Origin of the sequence: Clostridium muellerianum (assembly GCF_012926525.1) — a bacterium.
In the GTDB taxonomy this organism is placed as follows: Bacteria; Bacillota; Clostridia; order Clostridiales; family Clostridiaceae; genus Clostridium_AM; species Clostridium_AM muellerianum.
The window spans coordinates 139,185-158,934 of sequence record NZ_JABBNI010000025.1 but is presented as its reverse complement, the minus strand read 5'-3'; the positions used below and the strand labels follow the sequence as shown (position 1 = coordinate 158,934).

Annotated in this window: 13 protein-coding genes, 1 CRISPR repeat array and 1 riboswitch; of the genes, 10 read left to right on the top strand and 3 right to left on the bottom strand. The window is 28.2% G+C overall.

All coding sequences use genetic code 11. The annotated features are described in order from the left end of the window. Nucleotides 1-28 precede the first annotated feature (28 nt). The 6 genes from cas9 (at nt 29) to HBE96_RS13680 (ending at nt 12,013) form a co-directional block, all read left to right on the top strand. Nucleotides 29-3,241, top strand: a complete 3,213-nt coding sequence (gene cas9, locus HBE96_RS13710) for a type II CRISPR RNA-guided endonuclease Cas9 (RefSeq protein WP_169298296.1) — start codon at nt 29-31, stop codon at nt 3,239-3,241. Continuing rightward, nucleotides 3,238-4,137: a type II CRISPR-associated endonuclease Cas1 gene (gene cas1, locus HBE96_RS13705; protein WP_169298295.1), complete on the top strand. Its 900-nt coding sequence runs from the start codon at nt 3,238-3,240 to the stop codon at nt 4,135-4,137. Before cas9 ends, cas1 begins: the two co-directional genes overlap by 4 nt. Continuing rightward, the gene (gene cas2, locus HBE96_RS13700; RefSeq protein WP_243186936.1) at nt 4,130-4,453 is read left to right on the top strand and encodes a CRISPR-associated endonuclease Cas2; all 324 of its coding nucleotides are present in this window, start codon (nt 4,130-4,132) and stop codon (nt 4,451-4,453) included. The genes cas1 and cas2 overlap by 8 nt, the downstream gene beginning before the upstream one ends. A 51-nt stretch (nt 4,454-4,504) precedes the next feature. Next, nucleotides 4,505-6,186: a CRISPR direct-repeat array (repeat unit 36 nt; unit sequence ATTATAGCATATCGAGAATTTACTAGGAACTATAAC). Between the two features lie 468 nt (nt 6,187-6,654). After that, on the top strand, nt 6,655-9,201 hold the full coding sequence (pglZ, locus tag HBE96_RS13695; RefSeq protein ID WP_169298294.1) for a BREX-1 system phosphatase PglZ type A: 2,547 nt from the start codon (nt 6,655-6,657) through the stop codon (nt 9,199-9,201). Between the two features lie 125 nt (nt 9,202-9,326). Further along, on the top strand, nt 9,327-11,357 hold the full coding sequence (brxL, locus tag HBE96_RS13690) for a protease Lon-related BREX system protein BrxL (RefSeq protein ID WP_169298293.1): 2,031 nt from the start codon (nt 9,327-9,329) through the stop codon (nt 11,355-11,357). Nucleotides 11,358-11,542: 185 nt separating this feature from the next. Then, nucleotides 11,543-12,013 carry a GNAT family N-acetyltransferase gene (locus HBE96_RS13680; protein WP_169298292.1) on the top strand — a complete coding sequence of 157 codons (471 nt, stop codon included), beginning with the start codon at nt 11,543-11,545 and terminating at the stop codon, nt 12,011-12,013. A 285-nt stretch (nt 12,014-12,298) separates the two neighbouring features. On the opposite strand, the gene HBE96_RS13670 is transcribed toward HBE96_RS13680, so the two are convergent. From HBE96_RS13670 to HBE96_RS13660, 3 genes are all read right to left on the bottom strand, one after another. Next, nucleotides 12,299-13,231: a GNAT family N-acetyltransferase gene (locus HBE96_RS13670; protein WP_169298291.1), complete on the bottom strand. Its 933-nt coding sequence runs from the start codon at nt 13,229-13,231 to the stop codon at nt 12,299-12,301. Between the two features lie 14 nt (nt 13,232-13,245). Further along, on the bottom strand, nt 13,246-13,536 hold the full coding sequence (locus HBE96_RS13665; RefSeq protein WP_169298290.1) for a YciI family protein: 291 nt from the start codon (nt 13,534-13,536) through the stop codon (nt 13,246-13,248). Between the two features lie 284 nt (nt 13,537-13,820). After that, entirely contained in the window at nt 13,821-14,360 is a 540-nt protein-coding gene (locus tag HBE96_RS13660; RefSeq protein WP_169298289.1) for a nitroreductase family protein, read from the bottom strand. A 196-nt stretch (nt 14,361-14,556) separates the two neighbouring features. Here HBE96_RS13660 and HBE96_RS13655 point away from each other — a divergent pair, with 196 nt between their 5' ends. The 4 genes from HBE96_RS13655 (at nt 14,557) to HBE96_RS13640 (ending at nt 19,541) form a co-directional block, all read left to right on the top strand. Then, on the top strand, nt 14,557-15,933 hold the full coding sequence (locus HBE96_RS13655) for an aminotransferase-like domain-containing protein (protein ID WP_169298288.1): 1,377 nt from the start codon (nt 14,557-14,559) through the stop codon (nt 15,931-15,933). Nucleotides 15,934-16,100: 167 nt separating this feature from the next. Continuing rightward, nucleotides 16,101-16,718 (top strand): HutD/Ves family protein, encoded by a 618-nt coding sequence (locus HBE96_RS13650; protein WP_169298287.1) that lies wholly within the window; start codon nt 16,101-16,103, stop codon nt 16,716-16,718. 207 nt (nt 16,719-16,925) lie between these two features. Next, nucleotides 16,926-18,023, top strand: a complete 1,098-nt coding sequence (locus HBE96_RS13645; protein WP_169298286.1) for a glycosyltransferase — start codon at nt 16,926-16,928, stop codon at nt 18,021-18,023. A 435-nt stretch (nt 18,024-18,458) separates the two neighbouring features. Further along, nucleotides 18,459-18,543: riboswitch (cyclic di-GMP riboswitch) on the top strand. Between the two features lie 356 nt (nt 18,544-18,899). Then, nucleotides 18,900-19,541, top strand: a complete 642-nt coding sequence (locus HBE96_RS13640) for a LuxR C-terminal-related transcriptional regulator (protein ID WP_169298285.1) — start codon at nt 18,900-18,902, stop codon at nt 19,539-19,541. Nucleotides 19,542-19,750 lie beyond the last annotated feature (209 nt).

The following is a 19,750-nucleotide window of genomic DNA, read 5'->3' as shown; positions in this document are numbered from 1 at the left end:
ATGTATTTTGGTAGAATAGGGTGATTGTATGGGTGAAGAAATTAATTATTCATTAGGGCTTGATATTGGTATTGCTTCGGTAGGATGGTCTGTTATTAATTTAGATGTAAATAGAATTGAAGACCTGGGTGTTAGAATTTTTAATGCTGCTGAAAATCCAAAGGATGGAGCATCGTTAGCACTGCCAAGAAGATCAGCTAGAGGAAGAAGACGTTTACTTAGGAGAAAAGCATATAGAGTAAAACGTGTTAAAAATTTTATAATGGCAAGAAAGATTTTGAGTGAGGATAAATTAAAGAACCTTTTTATAAATAAGAATGTTATAAGTGTATGGGAAGCAAGAGTAAAAGGATTAAATGAAAAGCTGTCAGAAGAAGAATGGTCAAAAATATTAATTAACTTATGTAAAAGAAGAGGGTTTAAGTCAAATAGAAAGAATGAAGCAAAGAATAAAGAAACTGGACAAATTTTGAGTAGTATTAATAATAACCTTGAAAAAATGAAAGAGGTAAATGCTAGAACGGTTGGAGAATTTATTTATAATGAAGTTAAATCTTCAAAAGATAGGTATAAAGCTTTACGCAATAAGTTTGGTGAATATAATATGTGTGTGTCTAGAGACATAATTAGAGAAGAAATTCATACTTTATTTGAAAAACAAAGAGAGTTTGAGAACGAATTTGCAGCAGATGAACTAGAAGATGAGTATTTAGCTATATTTGATTCTCAAAGACCTTATTCGAAATTTGAAGATTTAGAGAAATTAGTAGGATTTTGTACCTTTGAAAAGAAAAAATACAAACGAGCACCTAAAAATTGTATTTCATCAGAGGAATTTGTATTGTATGAAGGAATAAATAAACTTTCAATTATGAATAATGGTGATAGAAGAAAATTGACTAATGATGAAAGAGAATTAATTGTAAATGAAGCTTTTAAAAAGAAAGAAATAAAATATACTAATTTAAGAAAACTATTGAATTTAAAAGAAGAAGATAGGTTTTTAACATTAACATATAGTATTGATAAAGATACTTATAAAACTGAAAATACAAAATTTATTTCATTAAAAGGATATCACGAAATAAGGAAATCTATAGAGTATGGTGTTAGTAAAATGTACTGGCAGGAAATTAAGAATAATAGAAAAATGTTAAACGATATTGCTTATGTTTTAACTTTAGGAAAAACAGATGATGATATTATTAAACAATTAAAATTAAGAAATATTTCAGACACAAAGGTTATAGACTCCCTTTTAGATATTTCATTTAGCAAATTTAATAATTTGTCTATAGAAGCAATAGAAAAGATATTGCCTTTTATGAAAGAAGGATATCAGTATAACGAAGCTTGTGAAAAAGCAGGGTATAATTTTAAAGCATTATACGAGGGAATTAAGAGTAAAAAGTTGCCAGTTATTGAGATAGATGAGATAGTAAATCCTGTAGTTAATAGAGCATTAGCTCAAACAAGAAAAGTTATTAATTCAGTTATTGATAGATATGGTTCACCAATAAGAATAAACATTGAATTGGCAAGAGATTTAGCTAAGAATTTTAAAGATAGGAAAGCTATTGAAAAGGAACAAAAAGAAAATAGATGTAATATAGAGAAGATTAGAGAAGAAATTAAAAGTTTAATGGGAAAAGAGCCAACAGGAAGTGAAGTACTGAAATATCGTTTATGGCAGCAGCAAAGGGGTGAATGTGCATACACTCAACAATCTATATATATAGAAAATTTGTTTGATCATGGATATTGTGAGATTGATCACATAATCCCATTCAGTAGGTCCTTTGATGATAGTCTATCTAATAAGGTATTAGTATTAGGTATAGAAAATCAAAGAAAGAGTAATAGAACCCCATATGAATATTTTGGATTAGATGAGCAACGATGGAACAGATTTGAGACATGGGTAAAAGGAAGTTACTTGAATTATAAGAAAAAAAGTAATTTGTTAAAGAAGAGGTTATCTGAGGAAGAACAAAGAGAATGGAAGACTAGAAATTTACAGGATACTAAATATATATGCAGATACATAGCTAATTATATTAATAATAGACTAGAATTTAAACCAAGTGAGTCAAAACAAAAAGTTATTACTATTAATGGTAGAGCTACTGCTTATTTAAGAGCTAAATGGGGATTGATGAAGGTTAGAGGAAATGGTGATAAGCACCATGCTTTAGATGCAGCTGTAGTTGCAGTTGCTACTCAAAAAATGGTACAGCAAATATCAAAATATAGTAAGGCACATGAATTAAGTAGTATTAGAAATAACCATGAGTTCATTGATATGGAAACAGGTGAAATAGTACAATTAGAAGAATATAAGGATCTTCTTAAAAAAATTCTTCCAAGACCTTGGTTAGGTTTTAGTGAAGAATTATCAATGAGGTTAAGTAATGATCCAATTAGTGAATTGAAAAAATCACCATTTAAAAGTTATGATGAAGAGTTTATTAGAAATACAGTAAAACCAATTTTTGTTTCAAGAGTTCCATTTAGAAAGATTGGTGGAAAATTATTTGGAGAAACTGTTTATTCAAAAAAGCATTTTAATAAAGATGGATATTTTGTTAAGAAAAAGAAGCTGACAGAGTTGACTAAAGAAGATTTGAATAATTTTTATAACTATGGGTGTGATAAAAGACTTTATGATGCAATAATGGAGAGAATGGAACAATTCAATTATAATGCAAAGAAGGCTTTTGAGGGGAAATTTAGAAAGCCAACTAAAAATGGTACTGAAGGACCTATGGTAAGAAGTATAAAAATTAAAACAAAGGTGCCTTTTAAAGATGGAATAGAACTTCAAAATGTTGAAGGTTTAGTTGCTAAAGAGGGAATGGTAAGAATAGATATTTATGAAAAAGAAAATAAGTATTTTGTGGTGCCAGTATATAGATATCAATTAGCTAAAGGAATAATTCCTAAAAAGGCAGTTTTAAGGAACTATCAGGAGGAACAATGGCCGACAATGGATGAAAGTTATAAGTTTAAGTTTTCTATTTATAAAAATGATTTAATAGAAATAAAATATGAAAAGAAGAGCGGTTATTTTGGGTATTATGATGGTTTTAATAGACATACGGATTCATTAACTATTCAAAATCATGACAGATCTGAAGAGTATGAGGGAGTTGGAATTAAATTAGGAGTTGTAGAATTTAACAAATATCAAGTAGATGTATTAGGAAATTACTATAAAGTTAAGGCAGGTGGAAAACAATGAGCTTTAGAAGTGTAATAATCTCAAATTCTGCTAATTTAAGCTTAAGAAATAGCAATTTAGTAATTAATAATGAAGATGAATTTCAAATTCCTATAGAAGATATATCCGTTTTAGTTATAGAAGGGATATCTGTTAGATTAACAAATAGATTGCTAAGTAAGTTATCAGAAAATAATGTTGCAACTATTATTTGTGATGAAACACATTTACCTTCCTCTATAGTATTACCTTTAAATACACATTATAGATCTTATAAAGTGTTAAAACAACAATTGAATCAAAGCCAGGCTTTTAGCAAAAGAATATGGCAAGGTATAATTAAACAAAAGCTATGCAATCAAGGAAAATGCTTAGATATTTTATCATTAAATGGAGGGGAATTTTTAGGAAAATTGTCATCTTCAGTTGAGAGTGGTGATAAAGGCAATAAAGAAGCAATAGGTGCAAAATATTATTTTAAGTGTTTATTTGGAGAAAATTTTACACGTGATGATGAGAATGGAATTAATTCAGCTTTAAACTATGGTTATGCAATTATAAGAAGTGCAGTTGCAAGGGCTTTAGTTATGTACGGATTTAATACTGCGTTGGGTGTAAATCATTGTAATGAATTAAATTCTTTCAATCTTGGAGATGATTTTATGGAACCATTCAGACCAATAGTAGATTTATGGGTTTATAACAATGTGGAGTATGATGATATATTAACAAAAGAGCATAGAATAGATTTAGTTGATTTAATTAATTATGAATGCACCATTGATGGGCAAAATCACTCTATTTTAAATGCTATTGATAAAATGATATCTTCTTATACAACAGCTTGTAGCAAAAAGGATTTTAGATTATTGAAGTTACCTCTGATAAAACAATTGGAATATCATTATTATGAGTAGAAGATTTATGAGATTAATTGTATTTTTTGATTTACCTGTTGTAAAAAAAGAAGATAGAAAAGCATATCAAAACTTTAGAAGATTTTTATTGAATGATGGATATATAATGATTCAGTACTCTGTATATTCTAGAATTTGTAATGGAACAGATGGTGTAAATAAGCATATTATAAGATTAAAAAGAAATTTACCACTTAAAGGTTCAGTTAGGTATTTACAAATTACAGAAAAGCAATATTCTGAAATGAAATTTTTAGTAGGGTCAGCAAAACCACAAGAAAAAAATATAAATTCAAGTCAATTAAATGTTTTTTAGAATCATAAAAGTCATTGAAACATAGCAATTTCAATGGCTTTTATAATTGGTATTATAGCATATCGAGAATTTACTAGGAACTATAACTGCTTGATTCTCTTCATCTGGATTAGCAATATTATAGCATATCGAGAATTTACTAGGAACTATAACATAAAAACAACAAATGATATTCTTGAATGGATTATAGCATATCGAGAATTTACTAGGAACTATAACCTGGCAGCTTCATCATAAGCAATTGGTGCAATTATAGCATATCGAGAATTTACTAGGAACTATAACACTTCATCAGCATAGGTTTTCATTAATATTATTATAGCATATCGAGAATTTACTAGGAACTATAACTTATACTTATTCATATGTATTAATGTGTACATTATAGCATATCGAGAATTTACTAGGAACTATAACTGTGGGAGATGAAGACGCAGAAATAAAATTATTATAGCATATCGAGAATTTACTAGGAACTATAACTCTTCTTCCCTTAACTTCTTTTTCCAATAAATTATAGCATATCGAGAATTTACTAGGAACTATAACGCTAAAAGCCATAGTTCCATCTGTACAATATTATAGCATATCGAGAATTTACTAGGAACTATAACTGATGTATTAGTACTTACTGCATCAGTTGAATTATAGCATATCGAGAATTTACTAGGAACTATAACGTTTAAAATTGGAGCTATTACATTTTCTAAATTATAGCATATCGAGAATTTACTAGGAACTATAACCTTTCACTAGCTACTGGCAGTTCATTTTTTATTATAGCATATCGAGAATTTACTAGGAACTATAACGCGTTCGCTATACTTATATTATATATTCATATTATAGCATATCGAGAATTTACTAGGAACTATAACAATTATGCATTTTTAAAGGCTTGTGGATTGATTATAGCATATCGAGAATTTACTAGGAACTATAACTGTATTAGTGCAGGAATAGCAGTAATAAGAATTATAGCATATCGAGAATTTACTAGGAACTATAACGGTAATTGTTCAAGTCTATGTATGTATTCATTATAGCATATCGAGAATTTACTAGGAACTATAACCAAAAAGCCTAATGGAGCCACTGGGTTCAATTATAGCATATCGAGAATTTACTAGGAACTATAACCATCTTTTATATATATCCACACTACTACCTATTATAGCATATCGAGAATTTACTAGGAACTATAACCCATCTGTAAGTAAGTGATTAGTCATCTTTATTATAGCATATCGAGAATTTACTAGGAACTATAACTTATCTATTGATAACTGTAATTCTTCTTCTATTATAGCATATCGAGAATTTACTAGGAACTATAACTAATTTCTTTAGTTGTTCTATTGTAATCAATTATAGCATATCGAGAATTTACTAGGAACTATAACAAGAAGATGAATAGCAAGAGTAGGAGGAGCATTATAGCATATCGAGAATTTACTAGGAACTATAACAATCTTTCTAGTTCATCTCCTGTTAGGTTGATTATAGCATATCGAGAATTTACTAGGAACTATAACTTACGATACAAGGCACTGCACCATCTAAATATTATAGCATATCGAGAATTTACTAGGAACTATAACTATAAACTTATTTTCATCTCTATAAGATAAATTATAGCATATCGAGAATTTACTAGGAACTATAACTATCACTTATAGTGATTATTTTAAACTTCTATTATAGCATATCGAGAATTTACTAGGAACTATAACTGAATTTTGAACATAATTATATCCTCCTCTATTATAGCATATCGAGAATTTATTAGCATAATATCGCAACTTTTAAGTACTTAAATAGAGATGCTATTTTTAGATAATAATAGTTTTTGTGATAAATGTAGAATACTAGATATTAAGAATGGTATAATTATATTAAAATTAAGTAAATGAGTGGGTGAAATTATGATAAAGAGTTTTGCTTTTGAAAATTTCAAAAGTTTTGATAAATCAGAATTCAATTTAGAGAATTTAACTATAATGAAGAAAATGGTGGTAGTGAGTTTATAGATATAAATAAATATCCTAAATTATTAGCTAAAGGTAATTTGGGCGATTTATCAATAAGTGACGAGCTACTAAAGTCTATTAAAGGGAAAGGTATAAGAGTTAACTTTGTCAACTAGAAGAAGAAATATATAATTTATTTTATAATGAGTGAGCAAACGTAGAGGTGAGCATATGAACTTACAAGAAATAAGAAATTTTCTTAAAGAACTATTTTCAAAACCATTAGGTGATGGAAAGAAACGTCATATTGTATTTTGGTATGATAGTAATGAAGATTTCGCTCAAGATATGGACAATTTTGATATTGAAGATGTTAAAGTTATTAAGTTAACAGACAAGAATGCTTTTTGGGCTAAGTATTATATAGAAAAAGAAGATACAACTAGTAACATACTTGTTTATTCAAATATGGAAAAGCCAATACCTTCGGAAGATTGGCTTCATGATATTTTTTGCTATAGTGAAGAATTTTCTACTGATAGAGCAACTGTAATTATGAGAGAATTAAATATTATGGATGCTTCACTTAAAGAGGAATTTAAGCTTTATAATACTTTTTTTAAGAGAAAAGAAAGAGTAGATGCTTTTAAGAATTTAAATATTCAAGAGTACACCAAGGAAAAAATTCATATTGGAGTTCTAGCGAGTTTAACTAAGGTAAAACTGATGGATATAGAAGAAATTTTAAAGGCTGTATTAAAGGAATATTTAGATGGAAAAAGTAAGATATATGAGGATATAGATAAGTTTGGTGACTTGGATTCATTATGGAATTTAATAATAAGATATTATGGCTATAGCTTTGAAGAAAGAAGCCTGGAAAGATTTATGGCTATGCTTTTAACTACTAGTATGAATGAAACGATTAAGTTTGAATTGCCAAAGCAATTTAGTACATTTATATCAAAGAAGAATACTAATAACATGGTATTTATAAATCACTTTATGAATAACAATAAAGACGGTGAATACTATGATAAAATGCAGGAGTTAATTGGAGATAAGTTAAAAATAAATAGCATATTAGAAAAGAATGATTCAGAAACCTTTGTTAGCTGCGACATCTTTGAAGAAATGGATAGAATAATACTTAAAAGAATTACTAATCTATTAAATGATGGTGTAGAAGAATATAGCAAGTACCTAAAAATTATAGAAGCAAGAAGAACTATGCATTTCTATAAAAAGTATGAAAGTGAATACAAAGCAATAAAATGGGTTATAAACTTATTAAATAAGAAAAAAGAATTGGAATCCATGATAAAAACAGAATCAGCTTATGATATGTTTAAAACATATGTAAAGGACTATTATTATATAGATAAAGCTTATAGAAAATTTTATTATCATTTTGATAACTGCGGAGAAAAAGAAAACTTAAATGACTTAAAAGAAAAGGTTGAAAATTTATACAATAATTGGTATTTACAAGAGTTGTCTATTAAGTGGTTTAATTCGTTAAATACTCAAAATTCTTGGAGAATAGAAGGAATTAGGCAGCAGGATAATTTCTATAAGGAATTTATTAAGTATACATATAAAGAAAGAGTATTTGTAATTATATCTGATGCTTTAAGGTATGAGAGTGCTGATGATCTTTCTATTATGCTTACTAATGAGAGAAAAGGTAAGGTGGAAATTGAGTATATGCAAGGAGTAATTCCTTCTTATACTAAATTAGGAATGGCAGCACTATTACCAAATGACAAAATAGAAATTAATGACAAATATGATGTAATAGTAGATGGAGTTAGTAGCAGTGGTATTGAAAATAGAAATGCTATTTTAAAGAAAGAAAGTCCCAAATCATTAGCAATTAAATATGATAAAGTTATGGATATGAAGTATGATGAAATAGGAAAAGCTTTTGCAGGGGTAGATGTAGTTTATATTTATCATAATGCAATAGATGCTGTAGGAGATCATGCAGCAACAGAAAGAGAAGTATTTTCAGCAACAGAGGTAGCATTTAATGAAATTATTACTTTGATAAATAAATTAGTAAATAGAGTAAGTGCATCAAGTATAGTTATCACTGCAGATCATGGATATATTTATAAGAGAAGTGATATGAAAGAAAGTGATAAGATATCAGGAATTAAATTAGATGAGGATGAGGACAGCAGGAGATTTATATTAACAACTAATACTGATGTAGTAGAAGGAACAGTGGTCTTTAATATGGATTATTTATTAGGTGAAGGCGCTAATAAAAGTGTTATCACTCCAAGAGGAACATTAAGATTTAAAGTACAGGGTGCAGGCGCTAATTATGTACATGGTGGAGCAATGCTGCAGGAAATAGTAGTGCCAGTAATTAAATTTAAAAATGATAGAAGTATATCATCTGTAAATGATATAAGAAAGGCTAATATATCATTAACTAGTATAACGAGAAAAATAACAAATCCTATAACCTTCTTAGAATTCTTTCAGGAAGAAAAAATACAGGATAAGGTCATAGCACAAAAAATTAGATGTTTCTTTGAAGATGAAGAAGGAAATAAGATTTCTAATATAAAAACTATTATAGGTGATTCAAGATCTGAAAATCCACTAGATAGAACTTTTAGAATAGAGTTTGTTTTAGATAGCAGAACTTATGATAAGACTAAGCAATACTTCTTAGTTATGCAGGATGATGAAGATAGTAATGGAATGTATGAAATGATACCATATACTATTGATATTGCTATAGTTGATGATTTTGGATTTTAAAGAAAGTGGATAGTGAGTAGTTATTAGTGGGAGGTGAAAGGAAGGCAAAAAAGCTATCCAATATTCTACTAGTTACTAACCGCTAAAAATGAGCGATAGCGAATGTTTTACGGGGGAGAATTTCAATGGATGAATTGAGTATAAAATTAAATAACTATTTTGCAGGTAAAGTAGTTAGAAAGGATTTAACACAAAAGTTAAAGCAAGGGGCAAATGTACCTACATATGTTCTTGAATACCTTCTTGGTATGTATTGTGCTACAGATGATGAGGATAGTATAAATGCTGGTGTTGAAAGAGTTAAGAGTATTTTAGCTGATAATTTTGTAAGACCAGACGAAGCTGAAAAAATAAAATCTAAGATAAGAGAAATGTCAAGGTATACTGTTATTGATAAACTTACAGTAAAGCTAAATGAGAAGAAAGATATTTATGTAGCAGAGTTTTCAAATCTTGGTTTAAAAGATGTTGAGATAGATGCTAAATATGCTAAAGATTATGAAAAACTTTTAGGTGCAGGAATTTGGTGCATTATAAAGCTTCAATATCTATATGATGAAACTACAAAAAATGCTTCACCGTTTTTAATAGAACAGGTAACCCCAATTCAAATGCCTAATATGGATATGGATGAACTTATAGAAGGAAGAAAGCAATTTACAAAAGAAGAATGGATAGACATCCTTATAAAATCCATAGGAATGGAACCTACTCAATTAAAAAATGAAACTAAGTGGCATATGATTCTTAGAATGGTACCTTTATGTGAAAATAATTATAATATGTGTGAACTTGGACCAAGGGGAACAGGTAAATCTCATTTATATAAAGAAATATCACCTAACTCAATATTAGTTTCAGGAGGTCAAACTACAGTTGCTAACCTGTTTTATAATATGTCTCAAAGAAAAATAGGATTAGTTGGTATGTGGGATACAGTAGCCTTTGATGAGGTTGCAGGTATAACTTTTAAAGATAAAGATGGAATACAAATAATGAAGGATTATATGGCATCAGGTTCTTTTGCTAGGGGTAAGGAAGAAAAAGCAGCTTCAGCTTCTATGGTTTTTGTTGGTAATATAAATCAAAGTGTAGATGTTTTATTAAAAACTTCACATTTATTTGAACCATTTCCGGAAGCTATGGCTTATGATTCAGCCTTCTTTGATAGAATTCATTTTTATCTGCCAGGGTGGGAAATACCTAAAATGAGGCCAGAATTTTTTACGAATAGTTTTGGATTTATTACTGATTATCTTTCGGAGTATTTAAAAGAAATGAGAAAGAGGACTTTTGGTGATGCGATAGATAAATATTTCAGATTAGGTAATAACTTAAATCAAAGAGATGTTATAGCAGTTAGAAAAACAGTTTCAGGCTTAATTAAACTTATATATCCTCATGGCGAATTTAATAAAGAAGAATTAGAGGAGATATTAAGATATGCATTAGTAGGCAGAAGAAGAGTAAAAGAGCAGCTAAAGAAGATAGGTGGAATGGAGTTTTATGATGTTCACTTTTCTTATATAGATAATGAAACTATGAGTGAAGAATTTGTATCAGTGCCAGAACAAGGTAGTGGTTCACTTATACCAGAAGGTGCTATGAAATCAGGTCAGGTATACACTATAGGTGTAGGAGATTCTGGAATGATAGGAATATACAAAATAGAAACAGAAGTAGTTAATGGTTCAGGTAAATTTGAAAAAACAGGATTAGGATCTGCTAGAGAAGCAAAAGAAAGTATAGAAACTGCATTTAGATATTTCAAAGCAAACAGCCGAAATATAAGTGCATCTATATCAACTACTCAAAAGGACTATTTAATGCATGTACAAGACATAAATGGTGTAGGGCTTACCTATCATCTTTCGCTAGCAGCATTGATTGCTATGTGTTCAGGAGCATTAATGAAATCGGTACAAAGTCAGTTAGCAATTTTGGGTTCAATGAGTATAGGTGGAACAATAAATAAGGTAGAGGATTTAGCAAATACACTTCAGGTATGCTTTGACGCAGGGGCAAAGAAGATATTATTACCAATGGCTAATGCAGGAGACTTACCAACTGTACCACCAGAGTTATTTGCAAAATTTCAAATCATGTTTTATGCATCAACAGAAGATGCTGTGTTTAAGGCTTTAGGAGTGCAATAAAAAATTGAAAGTGTAGTTTATATTCTTTAAAGGTGCTGTGCTTCAATTTTCTTTAGAGATAAGCAATTCTAAAAGTTTAAAGGCTACATTAAAAGTAGTTGAAGGGTTATTGGTAAAGGATTACTTGTTAATAATAGGTAAATTAGAAGGACTGTTATAAAATATATTAGTTAGAGGTGAAGGTAATGAAGTTAAAAGTTACGAATCTAACAGAAGCGTGCGCAAAAGAAATTTGTAATTGGAAATATGATGATGAATATTCAGTATATAATTATCCAGAGTGGAGCAGGATATCTAGTGAAAAGTGGGCTATTACAATAGAGGAAAAGAGAAAAGATGAATTTAATGCTATAGTTGATGATGGTAATATTTTATACGGATATATAAGGTTAATAAATAAAGATAAATATATTCTTATTGGAGTTGGACTAAAACCATGTGTATGTGGACAAGGATTAGGAAATGATTTAATGGAAATAGTTAAAGGACAGTGTAGGAAACTATATCCTGGTAAGAAAATTGTTTTAGAAGTTCGGGCCTTTAATAAAAGAGCGATTAAATGTTATAAAAGGGCAGGATTTAGTGTAGTAGATACTTATAAAAAAGATACGCCTATTGGTTATGGGGAATTTGTTAAAATGGAATGTACTTATTAGCTTATAATATTAGGCTTATGAATTGTTAATATGTTATAGTTACAGCAATAAATATAGAATATATATGTTATGATCAACTATATAAACAATAATAGTAGTATTATTATGCATAGGAAGAAAGTGACTAGTTAGTGAAATTGAGCAAGGAAACCTTAAAGGAGTGGAACTTCCAAAATCCTATAATGATTTCCATACTCAGCTTGTTTATCATAAAGATAAAAAATATCTCAACCAATGAGTAAACTAATAGAAATTACATTGAAGCATTGTTGTAATTGGTGATTTTTATCCAGCCCATCTGCATAGAATTAAACCATTAAATTCACTAATATAGTTTTCATTTCCCATAATTAAAATAACTCTAGGTCGTTCTATCTTAAACTTATGGTTGCAAAGCAGATGAGTACAAATATCATAGTTGTAAGTAGTACAATCTATTGATATGCTTTTGTAATTTATACTTTTTGCATATTTTATACAATGATATAGCAGAGAATCTAAAGCATCTTTATAGTTAACATCAGAACTTATACAAAGAAGGGTTATCTCTAAGCAATCAGTGGAATTTTCTCTTATACTTTTATGATGACATAAAGCAAAGCCTTTAATTTCATGGTTTTGTTTTAATACAAAAGCTGTTCCAAAATCATTATATTTTATTAAGTAAAGTTGAGAAGACAAATCTAAACCATTAGATATTTTATTGGAAAAAGTTTTTATATCTTCTTTCAATTTTAAATAATTTGATTCATTGGAAACATCTATATTTGTTATTTCATATTTAGGACAGTAAGAATAATTACAGCAATCATCAAGTTGTTTTTTCATGTTCAAAGAAAGTTTAAGTGGTTTAAATCCCATGCTCATGTATAATCCCACATTATAGCTGGATTCAGGCATAGTGTAAAGACCAATATTTTGAACTTTTACATCTTCTTTTAAAAATTTTATTGTATGCTTGAGCAGCTCTTTACCAATACCCTGTCCTCTATATAAAGGGTCAACTCCAAAACTACCAAACCAGCCAAAATTTCCCCAGATGTGTATGAAATTATAGCCGACAACTTTATTGTTAAGTTCATATACAATGCTAGCGTTATTACTTTTTTCTATATAAGATTTAATTCCTTCAGCTTTTCTTGGAGCATCAGCTTTAAAACATATTTTATCTATTCTTTGTATTTCAGGAATATGATCAAAAGTCATCTTTTTTATCATAGGATATCCTCCTTTTATTCAGTTATAAAACATTTAAATCGTTCATCATATTTTGTAGGTAAAAATTCAACTATTTCATATTCAGCAATTTTTTGTGAGTAGAAAGGGTCTTTTTTTATTATTTCATTTACTTCACTAAAACTTTCTGCATTACATAGTATAACTCCACCTGTTCGAGGATTTTGTCTTCCAGAACATATAAATTTTTTAAGAGAGTAGTATTTTTCTAAATAATTTATATGAGAATTTAGTGCTTTTTCAACTTCATCTATAGGTTTTATATATTTCAAAAGTAAAATGTACATAAATTTAGTATCTCCTTTAATAAGCGATATGCTAATTTATCCGATGGCTACCATTGCTAATACCCCAATCTTTCTTTATATGAAACTCCTTCTCCTATTGTCGAATGAGTAAGTGATTCGCACAAAATCATAGATTTTGGCTCTCTACTTAACTGGGGGATAGCTACTCTACGCACCTGGATAAGTTTTTCTAAGACTCAGATGAAGAGAGGTATTCCTCACAAGCAAACTTCACCTGAGTCTAAGAATCACTTGATTTTAAATATTTAGATGTATAGTTCCTTTTACCAATTTTCATAATGAACTATTTGTTCAAGACTTTTTCTTGGACGGGGTTTAGGTTCTTCATCTGCATAACCAACAGTAAGAATACTAATTACATATTTATCAGAAGGTATATTTAGTATTGGTCTAATGTTCTCTTGAGTAAACCATGCTACCCAGCAAGTTCCCAGTCCTAAATTAGCAGCTTGAAGTACAATATGCTCTATAGCAATAGAAGTATCTCTAATTATTTGTTTAACTTCTTCCTGAGTACTATTTTCGTCTAAGTGGATATGTAAGTTTTCCTTTATTCTACAATTTATATCTGCAACACATACAATAAAAACGGGAGAAGACATCATCCATTTTTGATTATGAGATGCTTCAGCTAACTTTTTTCTCATGGATTCAGATTTTACCACAATGAAGTGCCAGGGTTGTGTGTTACTCCCAGAAGGAGCAAGTCTTGCACTTTCAAGCAATTCAACAATTTTTTCATCTTCTATAGGTTTATTAAGATATTTTCTTATACTTCTACGTGTTTTTATTTCATTAAGCATGTTAGTACCTCCTAATTTAAGAAATTTGTTCTAAAATAATAGTTCTTTAAAAAAATCCATATTTCTTATAAAATTTAAGCACTGATTCATTAACTTGTATTTAATGTGGTACAATTAAAGTGTAAAATATAATTAAATATAATACAATAAGTGAAAATAATGATTGTACTGGTACAAAATGTAGAGGAGTGTATAGATGAGTAAATATAATGAAATTGTAAATTATATAATAAGTGAAGTTGAAAACAAAAATTTAAAATATAAACAAAAGCTTCCTACAGTGAGAATGTTATCTGAAAAATTTAATTGCAGTAAGACAACAGTGGTTAGAGCTTATGATGAATTAGAAAGAGAACACATAGTATATTCAATACCGCAAAGTGGATATTATTTAGTGGAAAATAACAATGAGTTAAATAAAAACTTACACAATGATATAATAAATTTTTCTTCAGCAGCTCCAGATGAAGGTATATTGCCTTATGAACAATTCCAACATTGCTTAAATAGGGCAATAGACATGTATAAACAAACTCTTTTTAATTATTCGGATGCTAAAGGACTTCCTGATTTGATAAGTGTGCTTAAAAATGAACTCCAAGAATATCAAATATTTTGCAGTGAAGATAATATTTTCATAACTTCTGGTTCTCAGCAAGCAATAAATATTTTGTGTAATATGGCTTTCCCTAATGGAAAAAGTAATGTACTTGTAGAACAACCTACTTATAATGGGACGCTAAAGTCACTGGAATTTAGTAACACTTGTGTAATTGGAATTGAGAGAAGCTTCAAAGGCATAAATTTAGATGAACTTGAAAGAAAGTTTGCAAATTGTAATATAAAGTGCTTTTATACTATACCAAGGTTTCATAATCCACTAGGAACAAGCTATTCTAGTGAAGAAAAAAAACAAATTTTAAATTTAGCAGAAAAATATGATGTGTATATAATAGAAGATGACTATCTTGCAGACTTAGAAATTAAAAGTAATTCTTATCCTATGTACTATGATGATGTTTCATCAAGAGTAATATATTTAAAAAGTTTTTCGAAAATATTATTACCAGGTCTTAGAATTGCAGCAGTAGTATTGCCAAAAATATTAACAAATGTATTTAGAGAATATAAAAAATGGTCGGATTTAAGTACTTCAGTGTTATCTCAAGGGGCCTTGGAAATTTACATAAAAAGTGGTATGTTTAAAGCACATGTGAAAAAGATTAAAAAAACATATTCTGAGAGAATGGGTTTACTTAAAAAGGAATTATCACGTATATATATACCTTATTTAAAATGTCATGTGTCTGATACTGGATTTTTTGCTTGTATCGAATTAATGGAAAATATAAATGCAAGTAGTATTATTAAAAAACTTAATTACAGCAGTAATATATATTTAGAAGATATAGAGAAAAATTATTTAAAGGATTATTTTAATAATAATGTTTTGAAAATAAGTATAGCAAGGGCTAACCTAGAAAATATAAAGGATGGAATTCCAGTCATTTTACATGAAATATCTAAGATAAAAGAAGAAAAAAGTTTTTATAATGATGTTTTTAATATTTAAAATTTAATTTAAGATAAAGTTTAAACTGCATGTAAATTTTGAGTAGTTTTATATAAAAATAGAAAATACTTTACTCAAATTTGAACAATGTGGGGTATTATAGATAATAGTAATTAGGATAAATTTTTGCAGCATAGTCTGCAGTATATAAATAGGGGGATAAAATAATGACTTACGAAATTATTAAAAAACAAAATCACAAAACTAGTGAATGGTCAGGAGGTACAACAACTCAGCTTTTAATTTATCCAAAGGAAGCTGTATATGCTGAAAGAAACTTTAAATGGCGTTTGAGTTCCGCAAAGGTTGAAATAGAGGAATCTACTTTTACACATTTACCAGGTATATCTAGGATAATAATGATTTTAGAAGGTGAACTTACTCTCAATCATGAGAAGCATCATAATACAGTATTAAAAAAATTTGATCAAGATAGCTTTAGTGGAGATTGGACTACTAAAAGTTATGGAAAAGTAACCGATTTCAATTTAATGATGGCTGAGAGCTGCAGTGGAAAATTAGAATCCATTGATATTAATAGAGGAGAAAGTAGAGAAATAATACTAGAAAATTTACAAAATGAAGGTTGTTCTATGCTAACAGAGGTATTTTATTGTGTGCATGGACAAGTAGAGGTTTATGAAAATAAGGGAAAAAGTTTTAAATTAAATGAAGGTGATGTATTATCAGTAAACAAAAATGATGAAAAATCACAGGATGTGTTTAAATTTAGTAGTATAGGTGAAAAGAAAAGTGAAATAGTAAGGACTACAATATATTATTAACTTTAGCAATTAAATTAAGTTTTTTAGGAATGTTTATGTCACACTATAATATAAATTATAGTGTGACATAAATTAAATAAGGTGTGATAAAAGTGAATAATATTAATAATTAGGAGGATTTGGAATAAGAATAGTTATTGAAATTATTATTTGAATGTAGTTTAAAAGATGTATTTAGCAAGATAATAAAGGAGACTTATAAAAAGTATGTCAAAAATGATTTTGTATATAGTCTCAACGCTTGGGTCATCTGAATTAACTAACCAATTATATAATATATTGAGTAACATTAATAGAAAAGAATTTAGACCTAAAATTATTACTTTATCAAGGGAACCTGAGGATAGCATGTATGAAGATTTTGAGAGATTAAGAATTAGCATTTATCCTCTAGACTTATCAAAAATCCAATTATGGTTGAAAGGAAAAAGAATTCTTTGCAAAATTTGCGGAGAATTGCAACCAGATATTATCCACACCATAGGATATAATGCTGATAAACTTGCTGTAAAGTGTTTAAGCAAATTTAAGCATTGCAATACAATTCATAATTTTCCCTATGAAGAGTACACTATGTTATATGATAAAATCATGACTAACAATTATATTAAATATCTATCTAGAACTACCTATCCTATTGCATGTTCGTGCGATATCCAGAAAAAGTTAAAGGAATGTCATAACATAAATGTTTATAATATACCAAATGGAGTAGACGAAATATATTTTTCACCAGTGAATAAATTGGAAGTATCAAGACGAAGAGAAAAATTGGGGTTAGATGTTAAAAAGAGAATTTTCATTTTCGTTGGCTCAATGTGTAAATGTAAAGACCCTCTTACAACAATTAATGCATTTCGAAAAGCTAATATTTCACACTCTGCTACTCTAGTTTTGCTTGGAGATGGACCACTTTTAAAAAAATGTAAAAAGTATAATAGTGAAAGTATTGTAGTAAAAGGTAAAGTTAGTAACGTAAGAGAATTTTTAAAATGTGCAGATGTTTTTGTATCTTCATCTAAATCCCAAGGGCCATCAATATCTGTTTTAGAAGCAATAAATTGTGGCTTGCCAGTAATTTTATCAGATAATGAATTTCATAGAGAAATATTAAGTAAAAATGCTATGATAGGTGATAAGTTTAACACTGGCAATATAAATGAATTAAAAGAATGTTTTAGATATTATACAAGATGCAATTTAGAATATAAATCTAAAAAAGCAAGAATAGTAGGAGAAACTTTTTATGGCTCAAAGGTTATGTGTAGTGCCTATGAAAGCATGTATATGCAAATTATGAGATAAGGGGAGGTCATTATTAAAAAAATATGTTTTATTAAATAAAGTAGAGAACTTAAATAGAAATTTTATTGGTTAGTTCTTGATTCATATATACAGACAATACTTTAAAGTTTCTATAACTGTAATAGAATTTTTGTACAAAACTCTAACATATATGTTTATTAATTAAATTAATACTATATTATGTTGGAGTTTTTACAACTATAAATATTTTGCATTAATTTTTGTTATAGATATACAACATCATAATTAAATCGTACATTATTAAGATGAATATTAATTTTCATCTTATAACAAAATTTAAATTTTCAATGTCTAATATTAAAATTTATTATACATGTGTATGATTACAAAGTGCGTTGACAATTAGGGTTGTAAGTAGAATATATTACACTAAATTGATTCAAAGTCATAAAATCAAATTACCTAGAGTATAATTTTAGAAAAGGGGACAAAGAAGTATGCTCTATATTTGGGTACCTAAAGGCATACAGAGTCAGTGGTGCAACCGACCTAATTTTACCGCCTACACGGTTTAATTAGTTTTTTTTTACAAAAAATTATAAAAGTTTAGATTTAGAGATAGAGTGAGTTACTATTTAAGATAAGAGATTAATAATATTCAATTTTACCCTCTATAAATTGGCCTTACTAGTTTTGGATTGTTTTTTCAAAATTATATTCAGAATAATAAAAAATGTATGAAGGATGTGTTACTGTTGTAATAAATTTTATTTTGATTTTTTTAAAATAATAGTGCGAGTGAAGATAAGAAATTAGTGATAGTATTGTTAAGCATAGTAAAAAAGTAGAAGGTACATGGGAAAGAGTAATCTAAAAATGCTTATTAAAAACTAAGTCTTCTTGGGGGGGATGCATATGAAAGTTATTATTATATCAAGTTATACTTTAATAAGAGAGGGTATATATTCAATTATATCAAAATATAATCATGCTGACATAATGCTTGTTGCAAAAACAGTAAATGAATCAATTTCATTAATTAAATCAACTAAAATTGATATCATTTTACTTCATCTACATGAACAAAATAAAGATGAATTATTATTAATTAGAGAACTAAAGGAATGTGGTATTAAAAGCAAATTTATAATATTAGATTTTAATAAGGATAAGAAGGTTTTTGTAAAAGCTATTAGATGTGGTGTAGAAGGATATGTATTAGGAAAGTCAGATGAAATGGAACTTGTATATATATTAGAACAAGTTTACAAAGGAAAAAAATATTTTGATTCTTATTTTATAGACTCTATGGTTAAGGAAAATAGTATTGAGCCTGAAAGAATAGAGCAGCTTACAACAAGGGAGAAAGAGATTTTATGTGAAATAGGAAAGGGTATGAGTAATCAACAAATATCGCAAAAGCTTTGTATTACTGAAAATACAGTAAAAAAGCATAATAATCATATATTTGATAAACTTAATATAAGAGATAGAACTCAACTGGCTTTGTATGCTAATAAATGTGGAATGTTTGATAGGGATGCTGATGTATCTTAAATGTATAAGATTAGTATGATGGAGTGTTCATCATAGTATGGTGTATCAAATTTTAATTAATTGCTAAAAAAGAGAACTATAGTGAATAAACAATTTAGTGCTTGTTTATCCATTATAGTTCTTTTACGTTATACGTGTATTTCTAAGGAAAATAGATTTTGAAAAGGAATTAGTATTTTTGTTTATCTGTATAAAGTGAAAAAAATTAG